16 protein-coding genes are annotated in these 23,527 nt (G+C 38.2%); 8 read left to right on the top strand and 8 right to left on the bottom strand.

Annotated features, from left to right (window positions below; all coding sequences use genetic code 11):
• Positions 1-507 precede the first annotated feature (507 nt).
• The gene (locus ACP6PM_RS24845) at positions 508-5,868 is read left to right on the top strand and encodes a trifunctional serine/threonine-protein kinase/ATP-binding protein/sensor histidine kinase (RefSeq protein ID WP_426589394.1); all 5,361 of its coding nucleotides are present in this window, start codon (positions 508-510) and stop codon (positions 5,866-5,868) included.
• Between the two features lie 150 nt (positions 5,869-6,018).
• On the opposite strand, the gene ACP6PM_RS24840 is transcribed toward ACP6PM_RS24845, so the two are convergent.
• From ACP6PM_RS24840 to ACP6PM_RS24830, 3 genes are all read right to left on the bottom strand, one after another.
• Entirely contained in the window at positions 6,019-6,237 is a 219-nt protein-coding gene (locus ACP6PM_RS24840) for a hypothetical protein (protein WP_426589392.1), read from the bottom strand.
• 226 nt (positions 6,238-6,463) lie between these two features.
• Entirely contained in the window at positions 6,464-6,610 is a 147-nt protein-coding gene (locus ACP6PM_RS24835) for a hypothetical protein (RefSeq protein ID WP_426589390.1), read from the bottom strand.
• 344 nt (positions 6,611-6,954) lie between these two features.
• Positions 6,955-7,566, bottom strand: a complete 612-nt coding sequence (locus ACP6PM_RS24830) for a DUF3611 family protein (RefSeq protein WP_426589388.1) — start codon at positions 7,564-7,566, stop codon at positions 6,955-6,957.
• 156 nt (positions 7,567-7,722) lie between these two features.
• On the opposite strand from ACP6PM_RS24830, the gene hflX reads away from it, so the two are divergent.
• Positions 7,723-9,447, top strand: coding sequence for a GTPase HflX (gene hflX, locus ACP6PM_RS24825; RefSeq protein WP_426589386.1), 1,725 nt, complete (start codon positions 7,723-7,725; stop codon positions 9,445-9,447).
• A 478-nt stretch (positions 9,448-9,925) separates the two neighbouring features.
• Here hflX and ACP6PM_RS24820 read toward each other — a convergent pair whose 3' ends face one another.
• Positions 9,926-10,660, bottom strand: coding sequence for an alpha/beta hydrolase (locus ACP6PM_RS24820; RefSeq protein ID WP_426589383.1), 735 nt, complete (start codon positions 10,658-10,660; stop codon positions 9,926-9,928).
• Between the two features lie 124 nt (positions 10,661-10,784).
• On the opposite strand from ACP6PM_RS24820, the gene grxC reads away from it, so the two are divergent.
• Complete coding sequence (gene grxC / locus ACP6PM_RS24815; protein WP_293107114.1) at positions 10,785-11,045, top strand: glutaredoxin 3; 261 nt, start codon at positions 10,785-10,787, stop codon at positions 11,043-11,045.
• 224 nt (positions 11,046-11,269) lie between these two features.
• Positions 11,270-12,229: a glutathione synthase gene (gene gshB, locus ACP6PM_RS24810; protein ID WP_426589381.1), complete on the top strand. Its 960-nt coding sequence runs from the start codon at positions 11,270-11,272 to the stop codon at positions 12,227-12,229.
• 245 nt (positions 12,230-12,474) lie between these two features.
• Here gshB and ACP6PM_RS24805 read toward each other — a convergent pair whose 3' ends face one another.
• Positions 12,475-12,669 (bottom strand): hypothetical protein, encoded by a 195-nt coding sequence (locus ACP6PM_RS24805; protein WP_426589380.1) that lies wholly within the window; start codon positions 12,667-12,669, stop codon positions 12,475-12,477.
• A gap of 113 nt (positions 12,670-12,782) precedes the next feature.
• Here ACP6PM_RS24805 and ACP6PM_RS24800 point away from each other — a divergent pair, with 113 nt between their 5' ends.
• Positions 12,783-13,907 (top strand): Gfo/Idh/MocA family protein, encoded by a 1,125-nt coding sequence (locus tag ACP6PM_RS24800; protein WP_426589379.1) that lies wholly within the window; start codon positions 12,783-12,785, stop codon positions 13,905-13,907.
• Between the two features lie 396 nt (positions 13,908-14,303).
• On the opposite strand, the gene ACP6PM_RS24795 is transcribed toward ACP6PM_RS24800, so the two are convergent.
• Complete coding sequence (locus tag ACP6PM_RS24795) at positions 14,304-14,846, bottom strand: GAF domain-containing protein (RefSeq protein ID WP_426589377.1); 543 nt, start codon at positions 14,844-14,846, stop codon at positions 14,304-14,306.
• Positions 14,847-15,007: 161 nt separating this feature from the next.
• Between ACP6PM_RS24795 and ACP6PM_RS24790 the strand changes: the two genes are divergently transcribed.
• From ACP6PM_RS24790 to ACP6PM_RS24780, 3 genes are all read left to right on the top strand, one after another.
• A complete protein-coding gene (locus ACP6PM_RS24790) occupies positions 15,008-15,964 on the top strand; it encodes an ion channel (RefSeq protein WP_426589375.1) in 957 nt (318 codons plus the stop codon).
• Between the two features lie 1,321 nt (positions 15,965-17,285).
• Positions 17,286-19,673 carry a peroxidase family protein gene (locus tag ACP6PM_RS24785; protein WP_426589374.1) on the top strand — a complete coding sequence of 796 codons (2,388 nt, stop codon included), beginning with the start codon at positions 17,286-17,288 and terminating at the stop codon, positions 19,671-19,673.
• 168 nt (positions 19,674-19,841) lie between these two features.
• A complete protein-coding gene (locus ACP6PM_RS24780) occupies positions 19,842-21,080 on the top strand; it encodes an RNA-guided endonuclease InsQ/TnpB family protein (RefSeq protein WP_426589372.1) in 1,239 nt (412 codons plus the stop codon).
• Between the two features lie 100 nt (positions 21,081-21,180).
• On the opposite strand, the gene ACP6PM_RS24775 is transcribed toward ACP6PM_RS24780, so the two are convergent.
• Positions 21,181-22,572, bottom strand: a complete 1,392-nt coding sequence (locus tag ACP6PM_RS24775) for an AtzE family amidohydrolase (protein ID WP_426589371.1) — start codon at positions 22,570-22,572, stop codon at positions 21,181-21,183.
• Positions 22,573-23,289: 717 nt separating this feature from the next.
• On the bottom strand, positions 23,290-23,493 hold the full coding sequence (locus tag ACP6PM_RS24770) for a DUF4089 domain-containing protein (RefSeq protein WP_426589369.1): 204 nt from the start codon (positions 23,491-23,493) through the stop codon (positions 23,290-23,292).
• Positions 23,494-23,527: the final 34 nt, after the last annotated feature.

Below are 23,527 nucleotides of genomic sequence, written 5' to 3'. Positions count from 1 at the left end.
AAATTTTAGTAATGATTGTTGACAAAAAAACAAAATCTGCGCTATGTTATTATTATACTTGTCGCTTTATAACTAAAAAAAACTGGCAAACCCTTGTCATGTAAGGATTTTATCTATTATCGATTGAAAACTTCTGGAATTACTTCTGTGTCTTAATTTGAGCTATTTTTTCCATCTATTTAGCGACAACTCTATTAAATAAAAAAATTTTTTTCTCCTTGGAAGATTAATCAAGGGAAAAATCAATTATACCTTGAATTCCATTCCTAATAATGATGCTTAACTTACCTGGTTACCAAAAAAAAACAAGCAAATATACTCCGGCACCGACACCTTTGTCTATAGAGCTATCCGAGCTACAGATTGATAACCATTAGTCATTTAAAGTCCTACCAAACGCCTACCTCAACTTCAACCAGTTTGTCACCTTCTGCAAGCAATAAATTATTACTCACCATTTAGAACACCATGTAATTCTACAAACCATTATGAATTATATAAGTATATATGCTCAACCTTCCCAACTACTACCTCAGTGAAAGTTTATACCAAGGAATACGCACTCTGGTTTATCGTGGCCAGCGGATCTGTGACAATAAACCAGTAATTATCAAAGTATTACGCAATCCTCATCCCAGTTTCAATGAATTAGTCCAATTCCGCAACCAATACATTATTACCCGTCATCTCAAATATCCTGCTATTGTACAAACACTGGCCTTAGAACGCTACGGTAATAGTTACGCCTTAGTGATGCCAGACTCAGGAGCGATCGCCCTTTTAGACTACTGGCAGCAAGCTGACTCTTCTGTGAGCGCATTCCTCACTATCGCTATTCAACTGACTGAAGTTTTACACTATCTAATTCAACAGCGCATCATCCACAAAGATATTAAACCCAGTAATATTCTTATACACCCGGAAACTAAGCAAGTCCAATTGATAGATTTTAGCATCTCTACTTTACTGCCAACTGAACAACAACAACTGATTAGTCCCAACGTTCTAGAAGGAACTTTGGCCTACATTTCTCCAGAGCAAACAGGAAGGATGAACCGAGGAATTGATTATCGCACAGATTTTTATTCTCTGGGTGTGACATTTTTTGAACTGCTAACAGGAAAGTTACCCTTTGAAAGTAGAGATCCGATGGAATTAGTCCATTGTCATATTGCCAAAACACCTCCGACTCCTAAAAATCAACTCCCTACTCCCCTTGTTGATATTGTTCTAAAGTTAATGGCGAAAAATGCCGAAGACCGTTATCAGAGTGCTTTGGGTCTCAAGCACGATCTAGAGCAATGTTTACAACAGTTAGAAACTACAGGAAAGATTACGCAATTTGAGCTAGGAAAGAGAGACTTGTGCGATCGCTTCTGTATCCCAGAAAAGCTCTACGGACGGGAAAATGAAGTACAAAGACTCTTGGATGGATTCGCTCTTGTCGCTGCAGGTGCAACAGAAATGATTCTGGTAGCAGGGTTTTCGGGAATAGGGAAAACAGCCGTAGTCAATGAAGTGCATAAACCCATAGTCAAGCAAAGAGGGTATTTCATCAAAGGCAAGTTTGACCAGTTCAATCGCAATATACCCTTCTCTGCTTTAGTGCAAGCATTCCGAGACTTGATGGGACAATTGTTAGGAGAGTCCGACGAGGAAATAGCTGTATGGAAAAGCAAAATTCTGGATGCATTGGGAGAAAAGGGGCAAGTAATTATAGATGTAGTACCCGAAGTCGAAAGAATTATTGGTACTCAACCAGCAGTGACAGATTTGTCTGGCAGTGCAGCCAAAAATCGCTTTAATTTATTGTTTGGTAAGTTTGTAGGGGTATTCACCACCAAAGACCATCCATTAGTAATTTTCCTCGACGATCTACAATGGGCAGACTCCGCATCGTTAAATTTGTTGCAGTTGTTGATGGATAAATCGGAAGTTGGTTATTTATTAATGTTGGGAGCCTATAGAGATCACGAGGTATTTCCGGCTCATCCGTTGATGTTGACATTAAATGAAATTCAGAAACACGAGGCTAATATTGAGACTCTAACTCTAGCACCTTTGAGCGAGAAACATATTACTCGTTTAGTAGCTGAGACATTATTGTGCTCGACCGAACTAGCAGCACCCTTATCCCAGTTAGTGTATCAGAAAACCAAAGGAAATCCGTTTTTTACCACCCAATTCTTGAAAGGGTTGTATGAAGATGATTGGATTAAGTTTGAGGCGGATGTAGGTTATTGGCAGTGCGATCTGACAGAGGTACGACAGTTAGCCCTAACAGATAATGTGGTAGAGTTTATGGTAGGGCGGTTGGAGAAACTGCCAGAGGCAACCCAAGAGGTGTTTAAGCTAGCAGCGTGTATTGGTAATAGGTTTGACTTAGAGACATTGGCAGTGGTGTGTAAGGGTACTCAAGAAGAGGTGGCAGAAAATTTATGGTGGGGTTTACAAGAGGGGTTTGTCATTCCCAACAGTGACACCTATAAATTTTTCCAAGGAGAGCAACAGCAGGAGAAAAGTGAAGAAAATATATCAGTGAATTATCGTTTCTTGCACGACCGAGTGCAACAGGCAGCTTATTCTCTGATTCCTGAAGGAAAAAAACAAGCTACCCATTTACATATTGGACGTACTCTGTCAAAAAATCTTTCTCCAGAAGAACAGGATGCCAAGATTTTTACAATTGTTAATCATTGGAACCAGGCGATAGAATTAGTGGCTGACTCCACAGAACAAGAAAATTTGATTCAACTCAATTTAACGGCAGGAGAAAAAGCCAAAGGTTCAGCAGCTTATGTAGCAGCATTAAAATATTTTCAAACTGCGTTGTCTTTACTTGATGTAGAAAGTTGGGAAAGGAATTATCCATTAGCTTTAAAGTTACATGAAAATTATGCAGAAGCAGCTTATCTGACTGGTGATTTTGAATTGATGGAAACCATAATAGAGCAAATTATTGCTCGCGGGTTAGACTTACTCGATCTGGTGAAAGTGCATGAAATTAAAATTCAGGCTAAGATGGCTCAAAGCCAACAGTTATCAGCAGTCAATATTGGTATAGAGTTCTTGGGGTTATTAGGACTGGATGTGCCAGAATCACCTCTTGAGGATTTACAGGTGGAACTAGCAGCAATTTCGCAATTGATGGAAGGTAAAGCTATTACCGATCTAGCTTATTTACCCTTGATGGAAGATCGGAAACAGTTAGCCAAAATCAATATTATGGAAAACTTACTGACTGCTTGTTATCAAGCTAAACCAAGTCTTTTCCCTTGGGTAGTTTGTAAGCTGATGCAGTTATCTATCCAATATGGGAATACAGTATATTATTCACATATTTATTGCTGCTATGGCATAGTTTGTATTTTGGCATTACAGGATTTTATATCGGGAGCTGAATATGGAAAACTTGCTTGCCAACTTGATTTAAACCCCCAAACAGGTGATGGTGTTGCTGGTACTCATGCTATAGGGATTTGCATCAACCACCATTCGAGCCATGTTAAGGAAGCAATTCCCTTATTGCTCAAGACTTACCAAACTGGACTTGAGATTGGCAGCTTACAATTTGCGGGAGTTTCCATCTCATACCGTTCTCAATACTTTTATTTAACGGGTTATAATCTTTCTGCTGTCAAAGAAGAAATGGCAACTGCAAGTCATGCTCTCGCCACTATCAAACAAGAAAATGCCTTGGCTTGGAATCAAGCTTTTGAACAAGGGGTTCTCAATTTATTGGGAGAGTCGGAAATTCCATGGGAACTAATAGGAACAGCTTATAATGAAACTGAATCTGTTCCATTTCAAATTAGTGCTAATGACCGCACGGCACTCCATTTTGTTTATCTGAATAAGTTGATTCTTTGCTATTTATTCGAGCGAATTCCCGAAGCAGTTGAGAATGCTGCATTAGCAGAGTCTTATTTGGATGGAGTACCTGGTTGTTTGGCTGAGTATGTATGGAATTTCTATGATTCGTTAACTCACTTAGCTGGTTATGATGATGCCGATAAATCTCTGCAGAAAAGTATTCTGGAAAAGGTTGAAACTAATCAGAGTAAGATGCAATACTGGGCAACTCATGCTCCCATGAATGCTCAACATAAGTATGATTTAGTCGCAGCAGAACATAAGCGAGTTTTAGGATATCGATTTGAAGCCATCGAGCTGTATGACCGTGCCATAACAGGAGCCAAAGAAAACGAATATCTGCAAGAAGAAGCATTAGCTAACGAACTCGCAGCCAAATTATGCCTCCACTGGGGCAAAGAAAAATTCGCCCAAACCTACATGGTAGAAGCTTACTATTGCTATGCTCGGTGGGGAGCTAAAGCTAAGATTAATCAACTAGAAGCAAAATACCCTCAACTACTTACCTCAATTCTGCAACAGCAACAGGTAGAATTTAATCCCCTTGATAGTATTGAGCAGGTAACTCAAACATTAATCTCAAAAACCACGACTAAAACAAACAGTACGGGATTATCTGATACTTTGGATTTGGCTTCAATCTTACAAGCAGCTCAAGCCATCTCCAGTATCATAGAGCTAGAGCCACTATTAGGTAAGATTCTACAGATTATTCTCACTAATGCGGGGGCACAAAAAGCTGGGTTACTGATTCCAGAAACTGACCAATGGCATCTGCGAGCCATAGCAGAACTGACAACGTATGGTACAGTAGACACAAATACTCACTTACAACCCCTGACCAGGGAAAGTCCAGTCCCAATTCGCTTGATTCAATATGTGAAAAATACACAGTCGGTTGTACTCATTGATGAAGCTAAAACTGAGATTGCTGGAATCCTTGAAGGGTACTTGCTGACTTATCAACCCCAAAGTGTATTATGTGTGCCACTATTGCATCAAGGTCATTTAGTGGCTATTTTGTACTTAGAGCATCTTACAACAAAAGGCGTTTTTACCAGCTCTCGTCAGAAAATTATTCAATTTCTCTGCGCTCAAGCAGCCATTGCTCTGCAAAATGCTCAACTTTATGAGCAAGCACAAGTTGCACTGCGAGATTTACAAAAAGCACAACTGCAAATAGTTCAAAGTGAAAAAATGTCAGCACTAGGAACTTTGCTTTCTGGTGTTGCCCACGAACTTAATAATCCTTTGGGGTTCATTGCTGGCAATATTTTAATAGCTGAAAACAACCTGAATGACTTATTAGAGCATTTGCAGCTATATCAAGAGAATACTTCTGCTGAAGAAATCGAAGATCATGCTGAAGAGATAGATTTAGAATATTTGCGAGCAGATTTTCCCAAGATTTTAAAGTCGATGAATGTAGGAGTAGAGCAGATGAAAAATATCAGCACCAGTCTGAGAATATTTTCCCGCAAAGATCAAGAGAATAAAACGAAATTTAATATCCATGATGGGATAGAGAGTACATTAGTAATTCTCAAACATCGTACCAAGGCAAACGATAAACGTCCGGCAATAGAAATTATCAAAGAATATTCGGAACTGCCAGAAATCAACTGTTTTGCAGGTCAGTTGAATCAGGTGTTTATGAATATTTTGGCAAATGCAATTGATGCTTTTGATGAAGCGAATGTTGGTAAAACTTTAGCTGAGATTAAACAAAAACCGAATCGGATAAATATTCAAACTTTTCAACTAGATGAAAATCAAGTACAGATTAAGATTGAAGACAATGGTTGTGGGATGAAAGCAGAAACAAAAAATAGAATATTTGAGCAAGGGTTTACGACGAAAGGGGTGGGAAAAGGTACAGGGTTAGGGATGGCGATCGCTCACCAAATTATTACAGAAAAACATTATGGTACAATTACCTGTAATTCTAAAGTTGGAGAAGGTACAACCTTTACAATTATCTTACCAATTGTCTGAAATAATTGTGGGTAAAACCTAACTCCCCAACTCCCTTCCCTTGTAGGGAAGGGGGAGAATACTTTAAATTTACCTACATTTTAAAGCTAGAGGCGCTAGTAGGCTTAACTATCGTCTAGATAAATTTAGAGTAAGTTGAGGAGAGTTTACTCAATGAAAAGAACTAGGAGAACTGCTAAGATGACTAGCTACACGAAAAGCCCAGATTGATAAGAAGCCAGCAACTACAATAGCTAACAATGATGGCCATTGTGGAATTCCTAAAACTCCTACTTGAATAGACCACTGATATATTAGCCTTATTATGTGAAAGAATCCAACTAGAGCAAAAACTGAGCCAGAAATTAACAAGTATAATCTTTCGGTCATATTTTTCACCTCCGGTCAACGAGGATTTAATCGTCTGTGATGCTCCCGTGATTGACGCTATCGCTTCCCTCCTACTGAGGAACTACGCTTTTTATGTCGTGTTTTATGTCAGGAAGCAAAACAGTGAAGGTTTCCGATGCTCCATTACGGCAGTCGGAACTTCCTTAAGGGTATTTCCCTTGACAGCATTTTATAGTGAAGTTTACATTCTGCCGTTCTACTGAACTTACCCAAACTTACCCAAACCGAGGTTTGAGCTTTGGAGACAAGCTTCCTGCTTCACTGAAGACCACTGCCTTATCGGCTGTAACTTATCTTCAAGAGCAGACTTAAAATCGGGGGGAACTCCACCTATCTGATTTAAGTATAACATAAGTTTTGCCATTTACTCCAAAAAAAGTAATTTTGAAAAAGCGGTTCTTTGCGGATAATTCCGTAGGATGGGATGGCGAGGTCTCCCGCAAGAGCGGGAGACCTCGCCATCCCTCGACCGCTTGTTTCTCCTTTAAAGGAGAGGCTTTTTACCTTAATTTTTCGGTAATAGCTCCCATGTGGGATCTGTCTCCATATTAAATTAAGTTAAGTAGGGATTACAGGAGTAAGAAGACATTAAGTTAGTTTAGCAAGACAGGAAAATGAGATTTAAGGGTAACTAAGGACTGATTTTTGCTTTACTACTAATGAGTTACTCACTTTTGAGTATTGATGCTCAGAAGCTTAAGAATGCTGAGAATGATGTTGACTAACCAAACTTAACAGCCACAAAGCAACTATAATACCCGCTAACTCAGCAGCAATGGTACTTAACATGGCTTGTACCCCTACCATATCTAACGGTACAACTAAAGTACCTCTGTTAATTATGGCTTGATTACTACCAGGAGTGCTAATTACTGAGGCTCCTTGGGGAATAGATAACATTTGCCATAACAAGGTTGCTACTTTACCCATAGCAACTACTATTGCACAAAGCATTCCTAAAATATTAGCAATTAACCCAATCCATAAACATTGAATTACGTCTGCTTTTGGAGGGCGCATTTGGGGGTTTTCTAGCTTTTTAGATAACTGTACATAACGAAAACACCAGTAAATAGTAAAAATGAGTGCTGATAGACAACCAAAGGCTAAAAATTCTCCTATGTATAAATTTCCTGGTCTAGTATAGTCAGGATTATTAGTAAAAAATAGGGCAAATATCAAAATTATAATTGGAATAAAAGCAAATACTATTTGCACCCAAAAACCAACCCAACCCCAACGACGAAAAGCAAAAGCAATTTCCTGAACAGTTGGTGGAGAAGAGTTTTCCATTAAGAAATTAAACATAGTTACTTGTCCTATAAAATCATCTTTGATATATCATAAGCAAGAAAAAAATTATGTTAATTGCAAAAATTTTGATTATAGATTATAATTAAATGTTTATATATTTATAATATTTATAAAGTAGTATAGAGAGGGGCCACAAAAACGTGGCTAGGAATGCCTATCGAAACCATCTACGGAAATCTTCAAGGTCTAAAATCTAACCAACTTAAACAACTGCAAAGGTTGTACCATCAGCGACTACCAGGCGATCGCCTAACTACCTCGGAATTTGCCCAAAGAGTAGCCTCCATTAGCACAGAAGTTGGCCAACCAGTCTGCGTATACATTAATCGTAGGGGACAAATTATCCGGGTGGGAATTGGCACACCCCGCCAAACCCAAATTCCACCTCTGGAATTACCCCGTTATGGTGCAGGTCGTCTTAGTGGTATTCGTTGTATCGCTACCAACCTAAAATCAGAAGTACCTTCGGAAGCTGCTCTGACTGCAATGGTGATTCAACGACTTGATGCTCTGGTGATACTGACTCTCACAGGTGAAGGGTTTAAACGTCGGGGTGGAGGAGCAACAGGTTACATTAAACAAGCTTATCTAGCTCACCTGTTACCCATTCCCACACACGAACGTGAAAATACCGATCTTCAAGCTCTGAAGTTTTGGAGCGTGTCACCTGCTCTAAGTCTTGATATGGTTGCCAAACAAGATTTTATTGACTTGGTTGATGGACTAGAAGCAGAATTTGAACGAGAATTTATTGCTCAAGAGGTTGATTCTGACCAAGACCTAGTGCTGCTGGTGGGGCTAAAAATAGATAAAATGACCAATCAGGAATTTGAAGATGGATTAGCTGAACTAGCTCGACTTGTTGATACTGCTGGAGGTCAAGTATTAAAGACGGTACATCAGAAGCGATCGCATCCTCATCCCCAGACAGTTGTAGGAGAGGGTAAAGTCCAAGAAATTGCTCTGAGCGTTCAAACTGTGGGAGCTAACCTCGTTGTATTTGACCGCGACCTCTCCCCTGCTCAAGTACGCAACCTAGAAACAAAAATTGGTGTTAGAGTTGTAGACCGCACCGAAGTTATTCTGGATATTTTTGCCCAACGCGCTCAATCTCGCGCAGGAAAATTACAGGTCGAACTTGCTCAACTAGAATATACTATTCCTCGTCTTACAGGTCGAGGTGAAGCGATGTCTCGTCTTGGTGGTGGTATTGGTACGAGAGGACCTGGTGAAACCAAGTTAGAAACAGAGCGTCGGGCAATTAATGCACGAATATCTCGATTGCAGAAAGAGGTTAATCAGTTACAAGCACATCGCTCCCGTCTTCGCCAACATCGTCAACGTCAAGAAGTACCAACAGTGGCAATAGTTGGATATACGAATGCTGGTAAATCTACATTATTAAATACACTTACTAATTCAGAAGTTTATGCAGCAGACAAATTGTTTGCGACTCTAGATCCTATTACTCGTCGTCTGAGTGTTCCTGATACTGTTAGTGGAAAACCAACTACAATTGTGATTACTGACACGGTGGGATTTATTCACGAACTGCCTCCTACTCTGATGGATGCTTTTCGGGCAACTCTGGAAGAAGTTACGGATGCAGATGCTTTACTTCATGTGGTCGATCTGTCTCATCCCGCTTGGCAAAGTCAAATACGTTCTGTGATGACTATTTTGGCAGAAATGCCAGAAACTCCTGGACCTGCTTTAGTTGCTTTTAACAAAATTGATCAAGTAGATGGAGATACTTTAAGATTTGCTCACGAAGAATATCCGATGGCTGTATTTATTTCTGCTGCTCAGGGACTTGGTTTAGAAACTTTGCGTCAACGACTAGCACAACTTATTGATTATGTTATTGCTTCATAGTCAACCACCCATAATTTAGGGAAGTTCCATGGAACTTCTCTACAGGTTGTTAAATTCTACAATTTTCTATATTCTCTACCTTTTCCTATAAACGCAAACTCTAGAAGGGAGCAGTGCGAATATTCTGATGTATTCGCTATATAATAATTACAAAAATATATTTATCTGAACACTGGAGTTTAGACTAAATAGTTGAATTATATTATGTTCGGATAATCACTTATAATAAAGTATATGGTTTGTAGTAGGGCTTCAGCCCTACTACGAGCTTTAATTATAATAACTATTTAACCGAACATGATATTATATGCTATCTGTAGGGGTGATTCGCGAATAACCCCTACGAGATATGGTGGTTATGCGTAAGTCCTGCTGAACTAATTATGACATCTTTAAAGTGAAATAGTATTACTTATTATCAGTGAATATTAACTGCACTTGACAAACTCTACTTAATATTATGGTCAATCTGGGATTTCTATTCAGAATAGACGATCGCTTCAACAATGTCTCGATCAAGGGAACTCAGCCAGTTCTCCTGTTGGGCTTCAACAGCACGGACAAATGAGCTAACAACAGAGGATATCAATTTAACCGAGTCTTGATTAGAGAAGTCAGCTATATTCACTTCAATAGGAGGACCACTAGGTTGAGGATTGTCATTTATACTGTAGTGATTAAGTCCTGCAAACTCAATGAAGGTTTTTGTTGATGCTGATATTCTCTGAAACGCAGTTCTTGAAATTTCAGAAGTAATTACTGAATCTTTTTCCCCAGATAGCATAAGCACAGGAGGCAACGGGCTAGTAATCTTGGTATTGAATGGAGCGTTTGACCCATAGGTAACTATCGCAATTAGTTTATAGGGTAATTCTGAAGAATTAGCGTCATTACTTCCAAAGGCAGCTAGTCCACCAGCCGAATGTCCTAGCAAAACAACTCCAGTTTGAAGAGCTTTTTCAAGATCCTGAAACCTGGAAAGCTCCAGCGATGAGAGAACCTTCGCTGCAGAACTATCCTCTGGACAAAGGTAATTTCTTCGAGCAGGAAAGCAGTTGGGTACAATAACCCAGAATTTATTCTGACTCAACTCGGATGCTATGGCCGCATACTCTGATTTGTCTACATCAAATCCCTGGAGGACTAAGACAACTCCAGAAGATTTATCGTCTTCGTGTAATATAGGGGGGTATATGTCTAAGGTCAAGGACATCGTATTGAAGTTGAATTAATTTCCTAGTATATATACAGAAAAAATATCTAAAATCTAAAAACATTCCCAAATAGCAAGTTAATATTACAATCAGTTAAGAAATATTGCTTATTGGTAATCGATTATGTCTGCTAACGTAGAAATTTATACCTGGTCAAGTTGTCCATTTTGCATTCGTGCTAAAGCCCTTTTAGAAAAAAAACAAGTAAACTATCAGGAATACGCTATAGATGGGGATGATGTAGAACGGGAAAAGATGGCCGTGAGAGCAAATGGCCGTCGTTCTTTGCCCCAAATTTTTATCAATGACCAACATATCGGCGGCTGTGATGAGCTACATGGATTAGAAGCTCAAGGGAAACTAGACCAACTTCTAGCAGTTTAGTATCAAATCTGGTAACAAAAAAACTTTACTAGAATTTATGCTTTTAGAGGGGTACAGAACTTACGCCAAGGTACTATATATAGAGTAGAAAAACTATAACGTTATAGTTTTGAACGCTATATAGATGGTCTCTGCGTAAGTCCTAGGGTAAATATTTTTTGAAGATGATTATTGCCCCCTATTTGACGACTAAAAATATTTTGAACTAATTAACAAAAAAAAAGATGAAATTTCTATTCATCATAGATCCCATAGATAAACTTAACCCAGTTCACGATAGTAGCGTCGCACTAATGGAAGCTGCTCAAGAATTTGGTCACGAAGTTTGGATAACGGAAATTAACCAGTTAACTATTATTGATAGTAAAACCTGGGCAACTATTAAGCAGGTACATTTAATCCCAATTGAAAGAGTAGAAAATCATTGGGTAGCAAGTAACCCTTGGTATGACTTAGGAAAAACTATGCTGGAACCATTAGAGTCAATGGATGCTGTATTTATGCGGCAAGATCCACCAGTAACAATTCCATATCTTTATACTACTTATCTTCTAGACTATATTAATCCAGAAAAAACTTTAGTAATAAATTCTCCTCAAGGGTTACGCGCTGCTAATGAAAAAATGTATGCTTTGCAATTTACAAAGGTAATTCCGCAGACAATTGTTAGTCAAGATAAACAGGTAATTAGAGAGTTTTTAGAGTCACAAGGAGCAGCAGTTTTAAAACCTTTGGGAGGAAAAGCTGGGGAGGGAATTTTATTTTTAGAACCCACGGATAAAAATTTTAATTCTCTGATAGAAATTAGTACAAAACAAGGTCAAGAACCTGTGATGGTTCAGAGTTATTTACCAGCAGCAAAAGAAGGAGATAAGCGAATTATTATGTTGAATGGTAAACCTATTGGAGCGGTAAATCGGATTCCTAGTGGTAAAGAATTTCGAGGAAATATGGCAGTAGGAGGTAGGGTTGCTCAGACAGAAATTACAGAAAGGGAATATGAAATTTGTGAGTATTTAGCACCTAAATTAATAGCGGATGGTTTATATTTTGTTGGTATAGATGTGATTGGTGGTTATCTTACAGAGGTTAATGTTACCAGTCCAACAGGAATTAGAGAAATTGATTTGCTTAATAATGTTAATATCGGTAAACAAGTAATAGAATGGGTAATGGGTAATTAATAATTAATAATTATTAATTAATAATTAATTATTAACTATACAGTGCAAAGTTCTTGGAATAACTATTGCTAGCTAAGGCTTTCAGGGATCTCAAGGTTAGAAACTCGCCATTTAAAACTGTAGGTGCTCTAAGCCTTTTCCAGTAATACTTTCAGTCTTGAAAGGAAATCGTTTTTTATAAGAACTTTGTACTCTCCAGTAATTAATAATGGATGATTAATAATTAATAATGGATGATTAATTCATTATCCATTAATACAGCGCTTTCCACTATTATGAGGTACAATCATCCCTGGCAAGATACCCGCAATACAATATTTTTGCCATTTACCTTGTACATCATTTGCCCGAAATATGCTGTAAATAATTATCGATTGTTCATTATCAATTATCCATGATAATAGTAGATTTGCTAATTTTGAGTGAAAACTTAATTCCATACTTCAAAAACTATTTAAAAATTTAGTACCACCGTACTTCATAAACCTGGAATCGGCTGTAATTATTCATTATCAATTATCCATTAATGAAACCTTCCTTATTATTATAAACAATGAAAAATCAAACTATTGGCGTAGCAGTTATCGGTACAGGATTTGGTCAAAAAGTACATATACCAGGTTTACAAGCACATCACCAAACTGAAGTATTAGCTGTTTATAATCCAGATTTAGAAAAAGCTAAATCAATTGCATCAAGCCATAATATTCCTCATGCTTGTAATACCATAGAGGAAATTATTTCCCTACCTGAAGTTACTGCCGTAACGATTTCAACTCCTCCATTTCTACACTATGAAATGGCAAAAAAAATATTATCCGCAGGTCAACATTTATTGTTAGAAAAACCGACAACTTTAAAAGCAGAAGAAGCTCAAGAATTATATCATATTGCTGCTACTAATAAATGTGTAGCAACTATGGATTTTGAATTTCGTTATATTCCTGCTTGGCAACTATTTGCAGAAATTTTAGCAGATGGATATGTGGGGGATAAACGCTTAATTAAAATTGATTGGTTAGCATCAAGTCGTGCTAATCCAAGTCGTCCTTGGAATTGGTATTCTCAAAAAGATAAAGGTGGTGGTGCATTAGGAGCGATCGCTTCTCATACTTTTGATTATGTTAACTGGTTATTTGGTCCTGCTAAAAAACTTTGGGGACAACTTAATACTTCTATTAAAACTCGTCCTGACTCTACTATGGGAGACCAATTAAAACCAGTAGATGCAGATGATACTTGTAATATTATGTTAGAGTTGGCAGACGGTACACCTTGTCAAATTTGTATTAGTTCTGTTACCTATCAAGGACGTGGTCATTGGGTAGAAGTTTATGGTAGTAAAGGTACTTTAATTGTTGGTAGTAATAATCAAAAAGATTATGTGCATGGGTTTAAAGTTTGGGGTTCTCAAAATGGGGATAATTTAGCAGAAATAAATATTCCTGAAAGGTTAGATTTTCCGACAGTTTATTCTGATGGTAGAATTGCACCTTTTATTCGAGTAGTTGATAATTGGGTACAAGCAATAGAAGCAGGAAAATCTGTAGTTCCATCTCTGAGAGAGGGTGTTTATTCTCAGTTATTAATGGATTTAACCCATGAATCTAATTTAACTGGTACTTGGGTAAATGTGCCAGATTTAGATGAATTTATCGAGAATAGGAATAGTTTTTAACTAAATTTAGATTAGTACGATGCTATATAGCAATCCGCGCATAGGTTGCGGGTAATCAAAAAGTAAATAAAAAAACTGAAACTCCTACCAGTTAAGTGTTCCTTAAAAAGCAGTAAGATTTTTGACACGAATATACAGGGGATTGCTATATACAGAAAATTGCAGATATATGAAGTACAAAAATTATATAGCGTTTCTCAAAAATGACTGGAGACTTAGTGCAGTTGTATCATCATCAAAAAAGTCAATGTCAGGAGTAGGAAAAATCTAAATTTCTGAATTGGAAGATACTTTCATTGACAGGTTGGTAATATATCTTTAGAAGCATTATCCCTCTAGCTACTTTCAAGAATTAGTAATTACTTCTGATTTCTGAGTTGCGCGTAGCGCTATAGATTAGCTATCTCTAATAATTGGTGCAGTTGCTAGAGTTATAGCTGCTTTTTGCATAACTTCTATATCCGACTTTGACCAAGAACGTACATCTTGACATTGATGAGCAATTAATAGTCCCCATAACCTCCTAGAATTGAGAATAGGTACTACTAAATTAGCTTTAACCTGTATGCTATGAAGAAAATCTCGATGACAAGGATGTATTGGTTCTAAGTCAATATTTTCTATTGCTCGTACTCTTCCATCTTTATACATAACAGCATATTCATCATTAAAACATTCATCAGCTCCTGTTGAACCGTAAATTGATAGCTCCCCATAGCTCAAAGACTCAAATGTTACCTGTCCTTTCCACTCACGATAAAAGTAGTATAATACCACTCTGTCTACTTGAAGATAGTGTCTAATATTATCAATAGTTTCTTGGATCAAAGTGTTCCGTTCCACATTATGAGCCAGACGATTTGCGAAATTTTCTAAATCTGGGTCATTATAATATATATTAGGATTATAATTAGGGTTTTTGTTGTCACTATTTGCCATAGTTAGTATAAATCAACTACTTATAATTTTTTAAGCTTGCCTAGGTTAAATTTTTCGGCTTATTTATAGCCGATATTTTTTTCAAATAACTTTAGTTTGACTCATTTTTCCGGCTTTGGCAATGCCTATCGGCACAATTTATCATTTTTAGCATTTTTATAATGAAAAAAAACAGACAAAAAACTGTTGTCAGAAAAATTGGTTCTGTGAACTTTAGGGTGTTAGGAGTTACTCACTTTTACTGGAGTGATTTTTACCATTGGTTAATGACAATTTCTTGGCAACAGCTATGGGTAATAATCATCAGTTGTTATTTTGTAATTAATACTCTCTTTGCATTTTTATATTTAGGAAGTAATGGAGGAATTGCTAATGCTAAACCTGGTTCTTTTATTGATGCTTTTTCTTTTAGTATACAAACAATGGCTACGATTGGTTATGGTGCAATGTACCCCACAAATCTTTATACTCATATCTTAGTAGCTATAGAAGTTTTTATTGGTTTAATTGGCATGGCAATGATTACAGGGTTAATGTTTGCTCGCTTCTCATTACCAACAGCGCGAGTTCTTTTCAGTAGAGTAGCAGTTATTTCTCCTTACAATGGAGTACCTACCCTCATATTTCGCATTGCTAACCAACGCCAAAACTGGATAGTGGAAGCTCAAGTCAGAGTAACTATATTACTGAATCAAGAAGTGACTCCAGAAGGACATTCTTTGCAACGACTCTGCGATTTAGAATTGGTTCGTTCTGAAACACCAATGCTTGCTCTTACCTGGTCAGTAATGCACCACATTGATAAAAATAGTCCTCTACATGGTTGGTCTGAAAATGACTTTAGGGACTTAAATAATCAGGACATTCGATTTTTTGTCACCCTTACAGGGTTAGATGAAACTGTTTCTCAAACTATTCATGCTCGCCATGTTTATACATTAGATAAGATTATCTGGGATAAACGTTTTGTGGATTTGATGTCTATAGGAAATGATGGTAAACGCTATTTTGATTACTCACATTTTCATGATGTTTTGCCTTTGGAAACAAATAAGAATAAGCGTCGAATTGAGACATTAAACCAGGATAATAAAAATAGTCATAACAGAATTTTTTAATAGTCTAAGAGTTGATTGCTCAACTTAGCTGACACTGTTGCACGGATTGCTATAATGTAATTTAAAATTAGCACAAATAAAGTATCGCATACTTTTTTGTTATAGTAATTAGTTCTTTAATTCAAATACAAATTACTGAGAGTTTTCTGCAAGCGTTTTGGTTTGGTTTGACAACATAAAAGGCGGAATTTTACCTCAGCAATCACCTAAAAATTAATTAGCTATCAGCTTGAGCGCATTTCCGTACCTGAATGCTCCGCAAACAGCTATCCTCATGGGTCGTCTTCGTTAACAGCTTTTATAGCTCTGGGTTGAAATCCCCTGCAACCCCAAGGGTAGGATTGTATAGGAGGAGTTGAAATCCCCTTCTCACACGTTAAAAAAATAATCTGATATAAAATCCGGATAATTACTATAGCCAAGTCATTGCGACTGGAACGGAGTGGAAGGAAGCAATCTTCGCGCATCCCTGAGATTGCTTTCTTCCGTCGCAATGACGACTGTTCAACCGGATTCTATATGACTGATTGCTAAGTGCTAACCGCTTCTTTAAAATTTTATTTTTAAAATTTTATTTTTAAACAAATTATCAGGTAATATTTGGGATAATTAGATCATAAATTAATGATTTAATTAACCGATCGCTACATATATAGAAGTACTCAAAATTACAGGTGCTAATGATTGACGACAATTGTAGATTAGATGCACAGGGAGATATTTTTGATATTTGAGGCGGTATGGTTGAGTGATATCTTATATAGCACTACGCAAATAGGGCGCGGATATTTCTAAATCCTGAAACCTTTTGATAGTCAACTGTTCTCTGTTCCCTGTTCCCTATTCCCTATTCCCTAGCGCGTAGCGCTATACAGCTTTGTTCAATGTTGTGCCCGAGTTTTGTTAAGATTTAATGAAGACAAACCTTAGTATCTCTATCAATCTACTATAAATTTTGCTTATCAATCTAAGGTATTTCCGTTGTTATATGGATGGATACTATATGATTACTTAACACAAATTAATATTATTTAATGATGAAAATTTTAGCAAACAGCAATTTTAATTTTAACTTTAAAATCCGTAAAAACTTCGTCTAGACTAAATTATGTTATTTAGAAAGTTAGTATGATTAGAAAAAAATTTTACTTCTTAACCTATAGTTAAGAAGCATTTGTTAAATTAATACATTTACAGATTTTAACTATATAAAGAATTAGTAAAGATACTGATTTGCTATTGCTTGATCTATGAAAAACTGCATAAGCTTAGTAAAGCTTAGAAGTATAATAATGTTAGCTGATAAAAAACAAGCAGAAACATGAATTTTCGTACAATTGACGGTAGTAACAATAACCTAAATAATCCTAAATATGGTGAAGTTGGTGAAAACCTACTTCGTTTAACACCAGCAAGCTATGCAGATGGAATAGAACAATTAGCTAATGGTCCAAATCCACGAGAAATTAGTAATGCTGTATTTAGCCAATCAGAATCTATCCTCAATGCTCGCAATTTAAGCGATTATACATGGTTATGGGGACAATTTCTTGACCATGATGTTACCTTGAGCGAGTTACAAGGTCGGACAGAAGAAACTATTAACATTGTCATTCCTGATGACGATGAAGTTTTTGCACCAGGTTCAGTTATTCCTGTTACCAGGTCACTATTTGATGAAACTACTGGTACTGACCCCAGTAACCCCCGCGAACAATTCAACGAACTTACTGCTTGGGTAGATGGTAGTAATGTTTACGGTAGTGAAGAAGATCGGGCTGAGTGGTTGCGAACTTTTGATGATGGAAAATTGAAAGTTACTGAGGATCCTACAGGAGATTTGCTGCCTAGGGCGGAAGGCGATCCAAATGCGCCTCATATGTCGATGGAAGAGAGAACTGGTGCAAGCACTTTTATTGCTGGTGATGTCCGAGCAAACGAAAATGTTGGCTTAGCATCAATGCACACTTTATGGGTACGAGAACATAACCGGATTGCTGGAATTATTGCAGATACTCATACAGACTTATCTGATGAAGAGATTTATCAACGGGCGCGTAAAATAGTAGGTGCAGAAATCCAGAAAATTACTTATGATGAGTTCTTACCTAGTTTAGGCGTAACTCTCGACCCTTATACTGGATACGATCCTACTGTTAATCCTAATATCACTACAGAATTTTCGACTGCTGGTTTTCGTATAGGGCACACTTTAATTAGTTCTACTCTACCACGTATAAATGAAGATGGCACCCCCACTGAGGATGGTGCACTGACTTTAGCAGATGCTTTCTTCCGACCAGATCGTATACCTAACGAAGGGGGAATAGACCCTATATTGAGGGGTTTAGCTTTCCAGGTGCAGCAGGAAACAGATGCAAATGTAATTGACGATCTGCGGAATTTATTGTTTGGTCCACCACCACCACTAGGAGCACCAGTAGCAAATGGTTCAGATTTGCCATCTCTAAATATTCAGCGTGGTCGCGACCATGGTTTGGGCAGTTATAATGATGCGAGAGAAGCACTAGGGTTAACCAGGAAAAATAATTTTAGTGACATTTCATCTGACCAGGAAGTAGTAGCAGCACTAGAGTCAGTTTATGATAGTGTTGACGATGTTGAAATCTGGGTGGGGATGTTGTCAGAGGATAATTTACCAAATGCTAGTATTGGGGAATTGAATGAAGCTCTTTTAGAAGAGCAGTTTACCCGATTGCGGGATGGCGATCGCTTCTGGTTTGGAATTGATACTGACCTTGATACTTGGGAATTAGGCAATGAGTCTGTTTCAGAATGGTTAGAGGATCTTCAGTTGTCGGATATTATCCACTTAAACACTGGAATTCAGAGTATTTCTGAGAATGTATTCTTTGTTGAAGATGATAACGATTCCTTGAGAGGTACTTCCAGTGACGATATCTTGTCAGGAGGTTTAGGTAACGATACTATTCAAGGTCGTGGAGGTAACGACCTCCTGAATGGTGGTCAAGGTAAAGACGAACTCACTGGTGATGGAGGTAACGACACTCTAAATGGTGGTGAAGGTAAAGACATCCTGAATGGTGGTGGAGGTAAAGACCTCCTAAATGGTGGTGCTGGTCAAGACACTCTCAATGGTGGTGCTGGTCAAGACACTCTCAATGGTGGTAAAGGTAAAGACCTCCTAAATGGTGGTGCTGGTCAAGACTCCCTGAATGGTGGTGCTGGTCAAGACTCCCTGAATGGTGGTGCTGGTCAAGACACTCTCAATGGTGATGAAGGTAAAGACCTCCTAAATGGTGGTGCTGGTCAAGACTCCCTGAATGGTGGTGCTGGTCAAGACTCCCTGAATGGTGGTGCAGGAAACGACGAACTCACTGGTGGTGCTGGTCAAGACAGCTTTATCTTTGACTCTAATGAAGCGTTTGAACCACAAGATTTGGGTATAGATACAATTATAGACTTCCAGTCTAATCGAGATATAATTCTACTTGACAAGGATACTTTTACAGCAATAACTACTGCTGTGGGAGGAGATATTGGTGATGAGTTTGCCACTGTAACAAGTAGTCCTAGGACAAGTGATGCCATTATTGTCTATAATTCTAGCACAGGTCGTCTATTCTACAATGCTAATGGTAGTGCAGCAGGTTTCGGAGATGGCGGTCCATTTGCGATTCTCTCTGGGAACCCAACTCTGACAGCAGATAATTTCCAAATCGGATAATATCTTCTATGAATTAAACAGGGGATAAATTCTCCTGTTTATCTAAATGTTGCGAGAAGACCCGCGCTTTCCTGAAAAGGAAGCGTCGGGATGAATCGCAACCAGATTGAGGTTTTACACATAATATATTAAACTGTAAGTGTTGGATAAGTAATAAGTAAGTAGTAGATGGTTGAGAAAGCGTATAAATTTAGATTCTACCCTACTCCAGAACAAGAAAACTTGTTGAGGAGAACTTTAGGCTGTGTGCGACTCATCTATAACAAAGCCTTGGCAGCCAGAACTCAAGCTTGGTACGAGAAACAGGAGCGTGTAGGATACAAGCAAACTTCGGCCATGCTTACCAATTGGAAGAAACAGGAGGATTTAGACTTCCTGAGATCTGTAAGCAGCGTACCATTGCAGCAAAGTCTGAGACATTTACAAACTGCTTTTACTAACTTTTGTAAATACCCTAACTTTAAGAAGAAACGTAATGGTGGTAGTGCTGAATTTAGCAAAGCAGCATTCAAGTGGAAAAATGGTCAAGTATACCTAGCTAAATGTGCTGAAGCATTACCGATTAGATGGAGTAGACAACTACCCCTAGGATGTAACCCCACGACAATCACAGTTAAACTTGACCCATCTAATAGATGGTCGGTGTCTTTGAGATTTAACGACAACAGAGATTTCCAACTCAAACCACTCAAAAAAAGAGTTGGTGTTGATGTTGGTATTAGTAGTCTGATTGCGACAAGCGATGGCACAAAAGTCAACAACCCTAAGTATTTTAATAAACTGTATAAGAAACTCAGGATATCTCAAAAATCTCTATCTAGAAAAACTAAAGGGTCTAACAATTATCAGAAAGCACGGCTTAAAGTAGCTAGAATACACGCAAAAATTAAAGATTCAAGGCTTGACTATACTCATAAACTAACCACTCAACTAATTAGGGAAAATCAAACTATTGTAGTTGAGGACTTGGCGGTTAAGAATATGGTAAAAAACCATAAATTAGCTAGAGCAATTAGTGATGCCAACTGGGGAGAGTTAGTCAGACAATTAGAATACAAAGCAGAATGGTACGGACGGGAACTAATTAAGATTGATAGATATTTTCCTAGTTCCAAGCGTTGTTCTGAGTGTGGGTATGTAGTAGATAAACTACCTCTAAATATTAGAGAGTGGGATTGTCCAGAATGTGCTGCTCACCATGATAGAGATATTAACGCTAGTATAAACATTTTGGCTGCGGGACTCGCAGTGACAGCGCCAGTCGCTCATGGGGGGAACCCCCAAGACCGCGCTGGCAAGTCTTTAGGAGCGACTGTAAGACCTGAAGGGAGTAAATCCCGGAAGGCAGGTGCATTGAAGCAGAAAGCCCCTATCAGTGATGTAGGGGAATCCCGCGCTGTCTCGTGATAGCAGCGTCGGGAGGATGTCAAGAGCTAAGATTGCGTTCTACATCTAGAATCCAATAGAATCCAATTTTCAAATTGATTTTTCTGATTTTGAAGTACAGCTATATAAAATACTGAGGTGCTAACTGTTCCATCTCCAAAAATGCTGCCACTCGTAAAATTAATGCTTCATTATAAGGTGCAGCAATAATTTGTACTCCTAAAGGCAAACCATTAGTACGGCGAATGGGAACCGACAAAACTGGCAACCCAATAAAAGACAAAGGTTGTGTATATAAACCTAAATTCGGACGTACTAACACTTCTTCCCCAGCAATAGTCATTTTTTCCTGCCCTAATAGCGGTGCAACACAAGGAGTAGTGGGAGCCAAAATAATATCTACTTCCTTAAATATTTCCTCGACGCAACCTTGATACCAACGGCGGAAACGTTGAGCTTGGATATACCAGTCTCCCGGAATTAAAGCACCTGCCAAAAAGCGATCGTGAGTTCCCAGGTCGAAATCTTGGGGACGAGTGCGTAAATTTTCCAAATGCAAATTCGCGCCCTCAGCAGCAGTAATAATATAAGCAGCAGCTCGCGCTCGATGTGCTTCGGGTATTGTCACCCGCTGAGTCACACCAAAATTTTCCGCCACCTGTTCTACTGCTGTGAATACTTCCGATTCCCCACCTTTGGCAAAGTGACCGTCAGCAATAGCAATGCGCAAATCTTTAATACCTTGGTTTAGTTGAGGTAAACAAGTTTCAGGAGGGCGGTTAGTACAAACTGGGTCTCTTGCATCCGACCCTTGCAAAACATCATAAACTGTAGCGATATCTCGTACAGAACGAGCAAAGGGTCCAACATGATCTAAACTACTGGCAAACAGAAAAACCCCTGCTCGCGATAAACGCCCATAAGTGGGTTTAAACCCAAAGACTCCGCATAGAGAAGCAGGTACTCGGATGGAACCGTTGGTGTCGGAACCGAGAGTAATGGGTACTAAACCCGCAGTAACCGCAGCAGCAGACCCACCGGAGGAACCGCCAGAGATGCGGGTGAGGTCGTGGGGGTTGGGTGTTGCGCCGTAGTGACTATTTTCGGTGACGAAACCGTAGGCGTATTCATCCATATTGAGGGCACCAACCAGGATGGCACCTGCTTGTTTGAGTTTAGCAACGGCGGTTGCATCTTGGGTTGCGGGTGGGTTTTCGGCGTTAATTTTAGCTCCAGCGAGGGTAGTTAAACCTGAGATATCGTAGAGGTTTTTCACAGCAAAGGGGACTCCTGCTAGTAAACCGGGGTTTTTGCCTTGGGCAATGTCTCTATCTATTTGTTTTGCCCTATTTAGTGCGGTTTCTGTCGTGATTGCGGTGAAGCAATTTAGAGTTGGGTTGCGGTCGTAAATTTGTTCGAGACATTGGTTTATTAAGATTTCGGCAGTAATTTCCCCTGTTTTGATGGCAGAGGCGATCGCTACAGCGTCTGTTTGGTTAAGGTTGATAGTCATGTTTTTGATAATTAATAATTAATAATTAGGGTTTGCTGAAAAAGTCTTTTAGTAGGGGTAGGAGACAGGAGACAGGAGACAGGAGACAGGAGAAATGGGAATTATAGAGGGGTAGTAGTAAGAATTGTAAGAGTGATTTTTCTGCTCAACTATGCGCCTAAAATCCTAAATTTTTGAACCATTGCCACCTAAAATCTCGCACTTTTTGATACTTAAAAATGCTGAAACCTTTATCTGTAAATGCTTTGAAATTTATTCAGCAAGCCCTAATTAATCATGGATAATGGATAATTACCTCTTTAACAATGGATAATGGATCATGAAAACTCTCTCTAATTATCAATTATTACGGGAGGCTTTTAACCTGAATAATTAAACAATTAAATAATTAGATGATTCAGGTTTAAACCCGACCCAATAAAAGGGAAAAAAGTAAATTTTTTCCTTAAACATCAATCGTCTCCCTAAAAGGTAGAGGTAATTATAAATTATCCATTATCCATTAATGAAATCTTTTTTTTAAGGAAAGGATATGATTGACTCAAAGGAATTTTTTTCTTTTTTATCCTTCATGTTTAGAGGTTTTAAATCTTAATTATTTGGTAATAAAAAATCAGGAAAAAGAAAGACTTGAGTAGGGGTTTGGAGACCAAACTCCTACTATTGGCAATTTGGAATCCCCCTTTTCATAGCAACTACAGGAGGGTGAGACCCATTTCATTTCTCGATTTTTTCTCCCCATTTTTCTAAATCAAATTTAGGTGCAGGTTCTATTTCTGGTGGTAGAGGAAAGTCTGTAACTAATTGAGCGATCGCTGCTATTCTTTCCATATTTGCTACGACACCTGGAAAATGTTCTGACTGTAATGGTAAGTTGATTAATTCTGCCGTTAATTCTACATATTTTTCGATATTTTTCATAATTTATTTCCTCACTTAGTTTTTCATTCACATT

Source organism: Dapis brunnea BLCC-M229, assembly GCF_050015995.1.
GTDB lineage: Bacteria > Cyanobacteriota > Cyanobacteriia > Cyanobacteriales > Microcoleaceae > Trichodesmium.
Note: the sequence above shows the minus strand (reverse complement) of the source record. Positions and strands in the feature narration are given on the sequence as shown.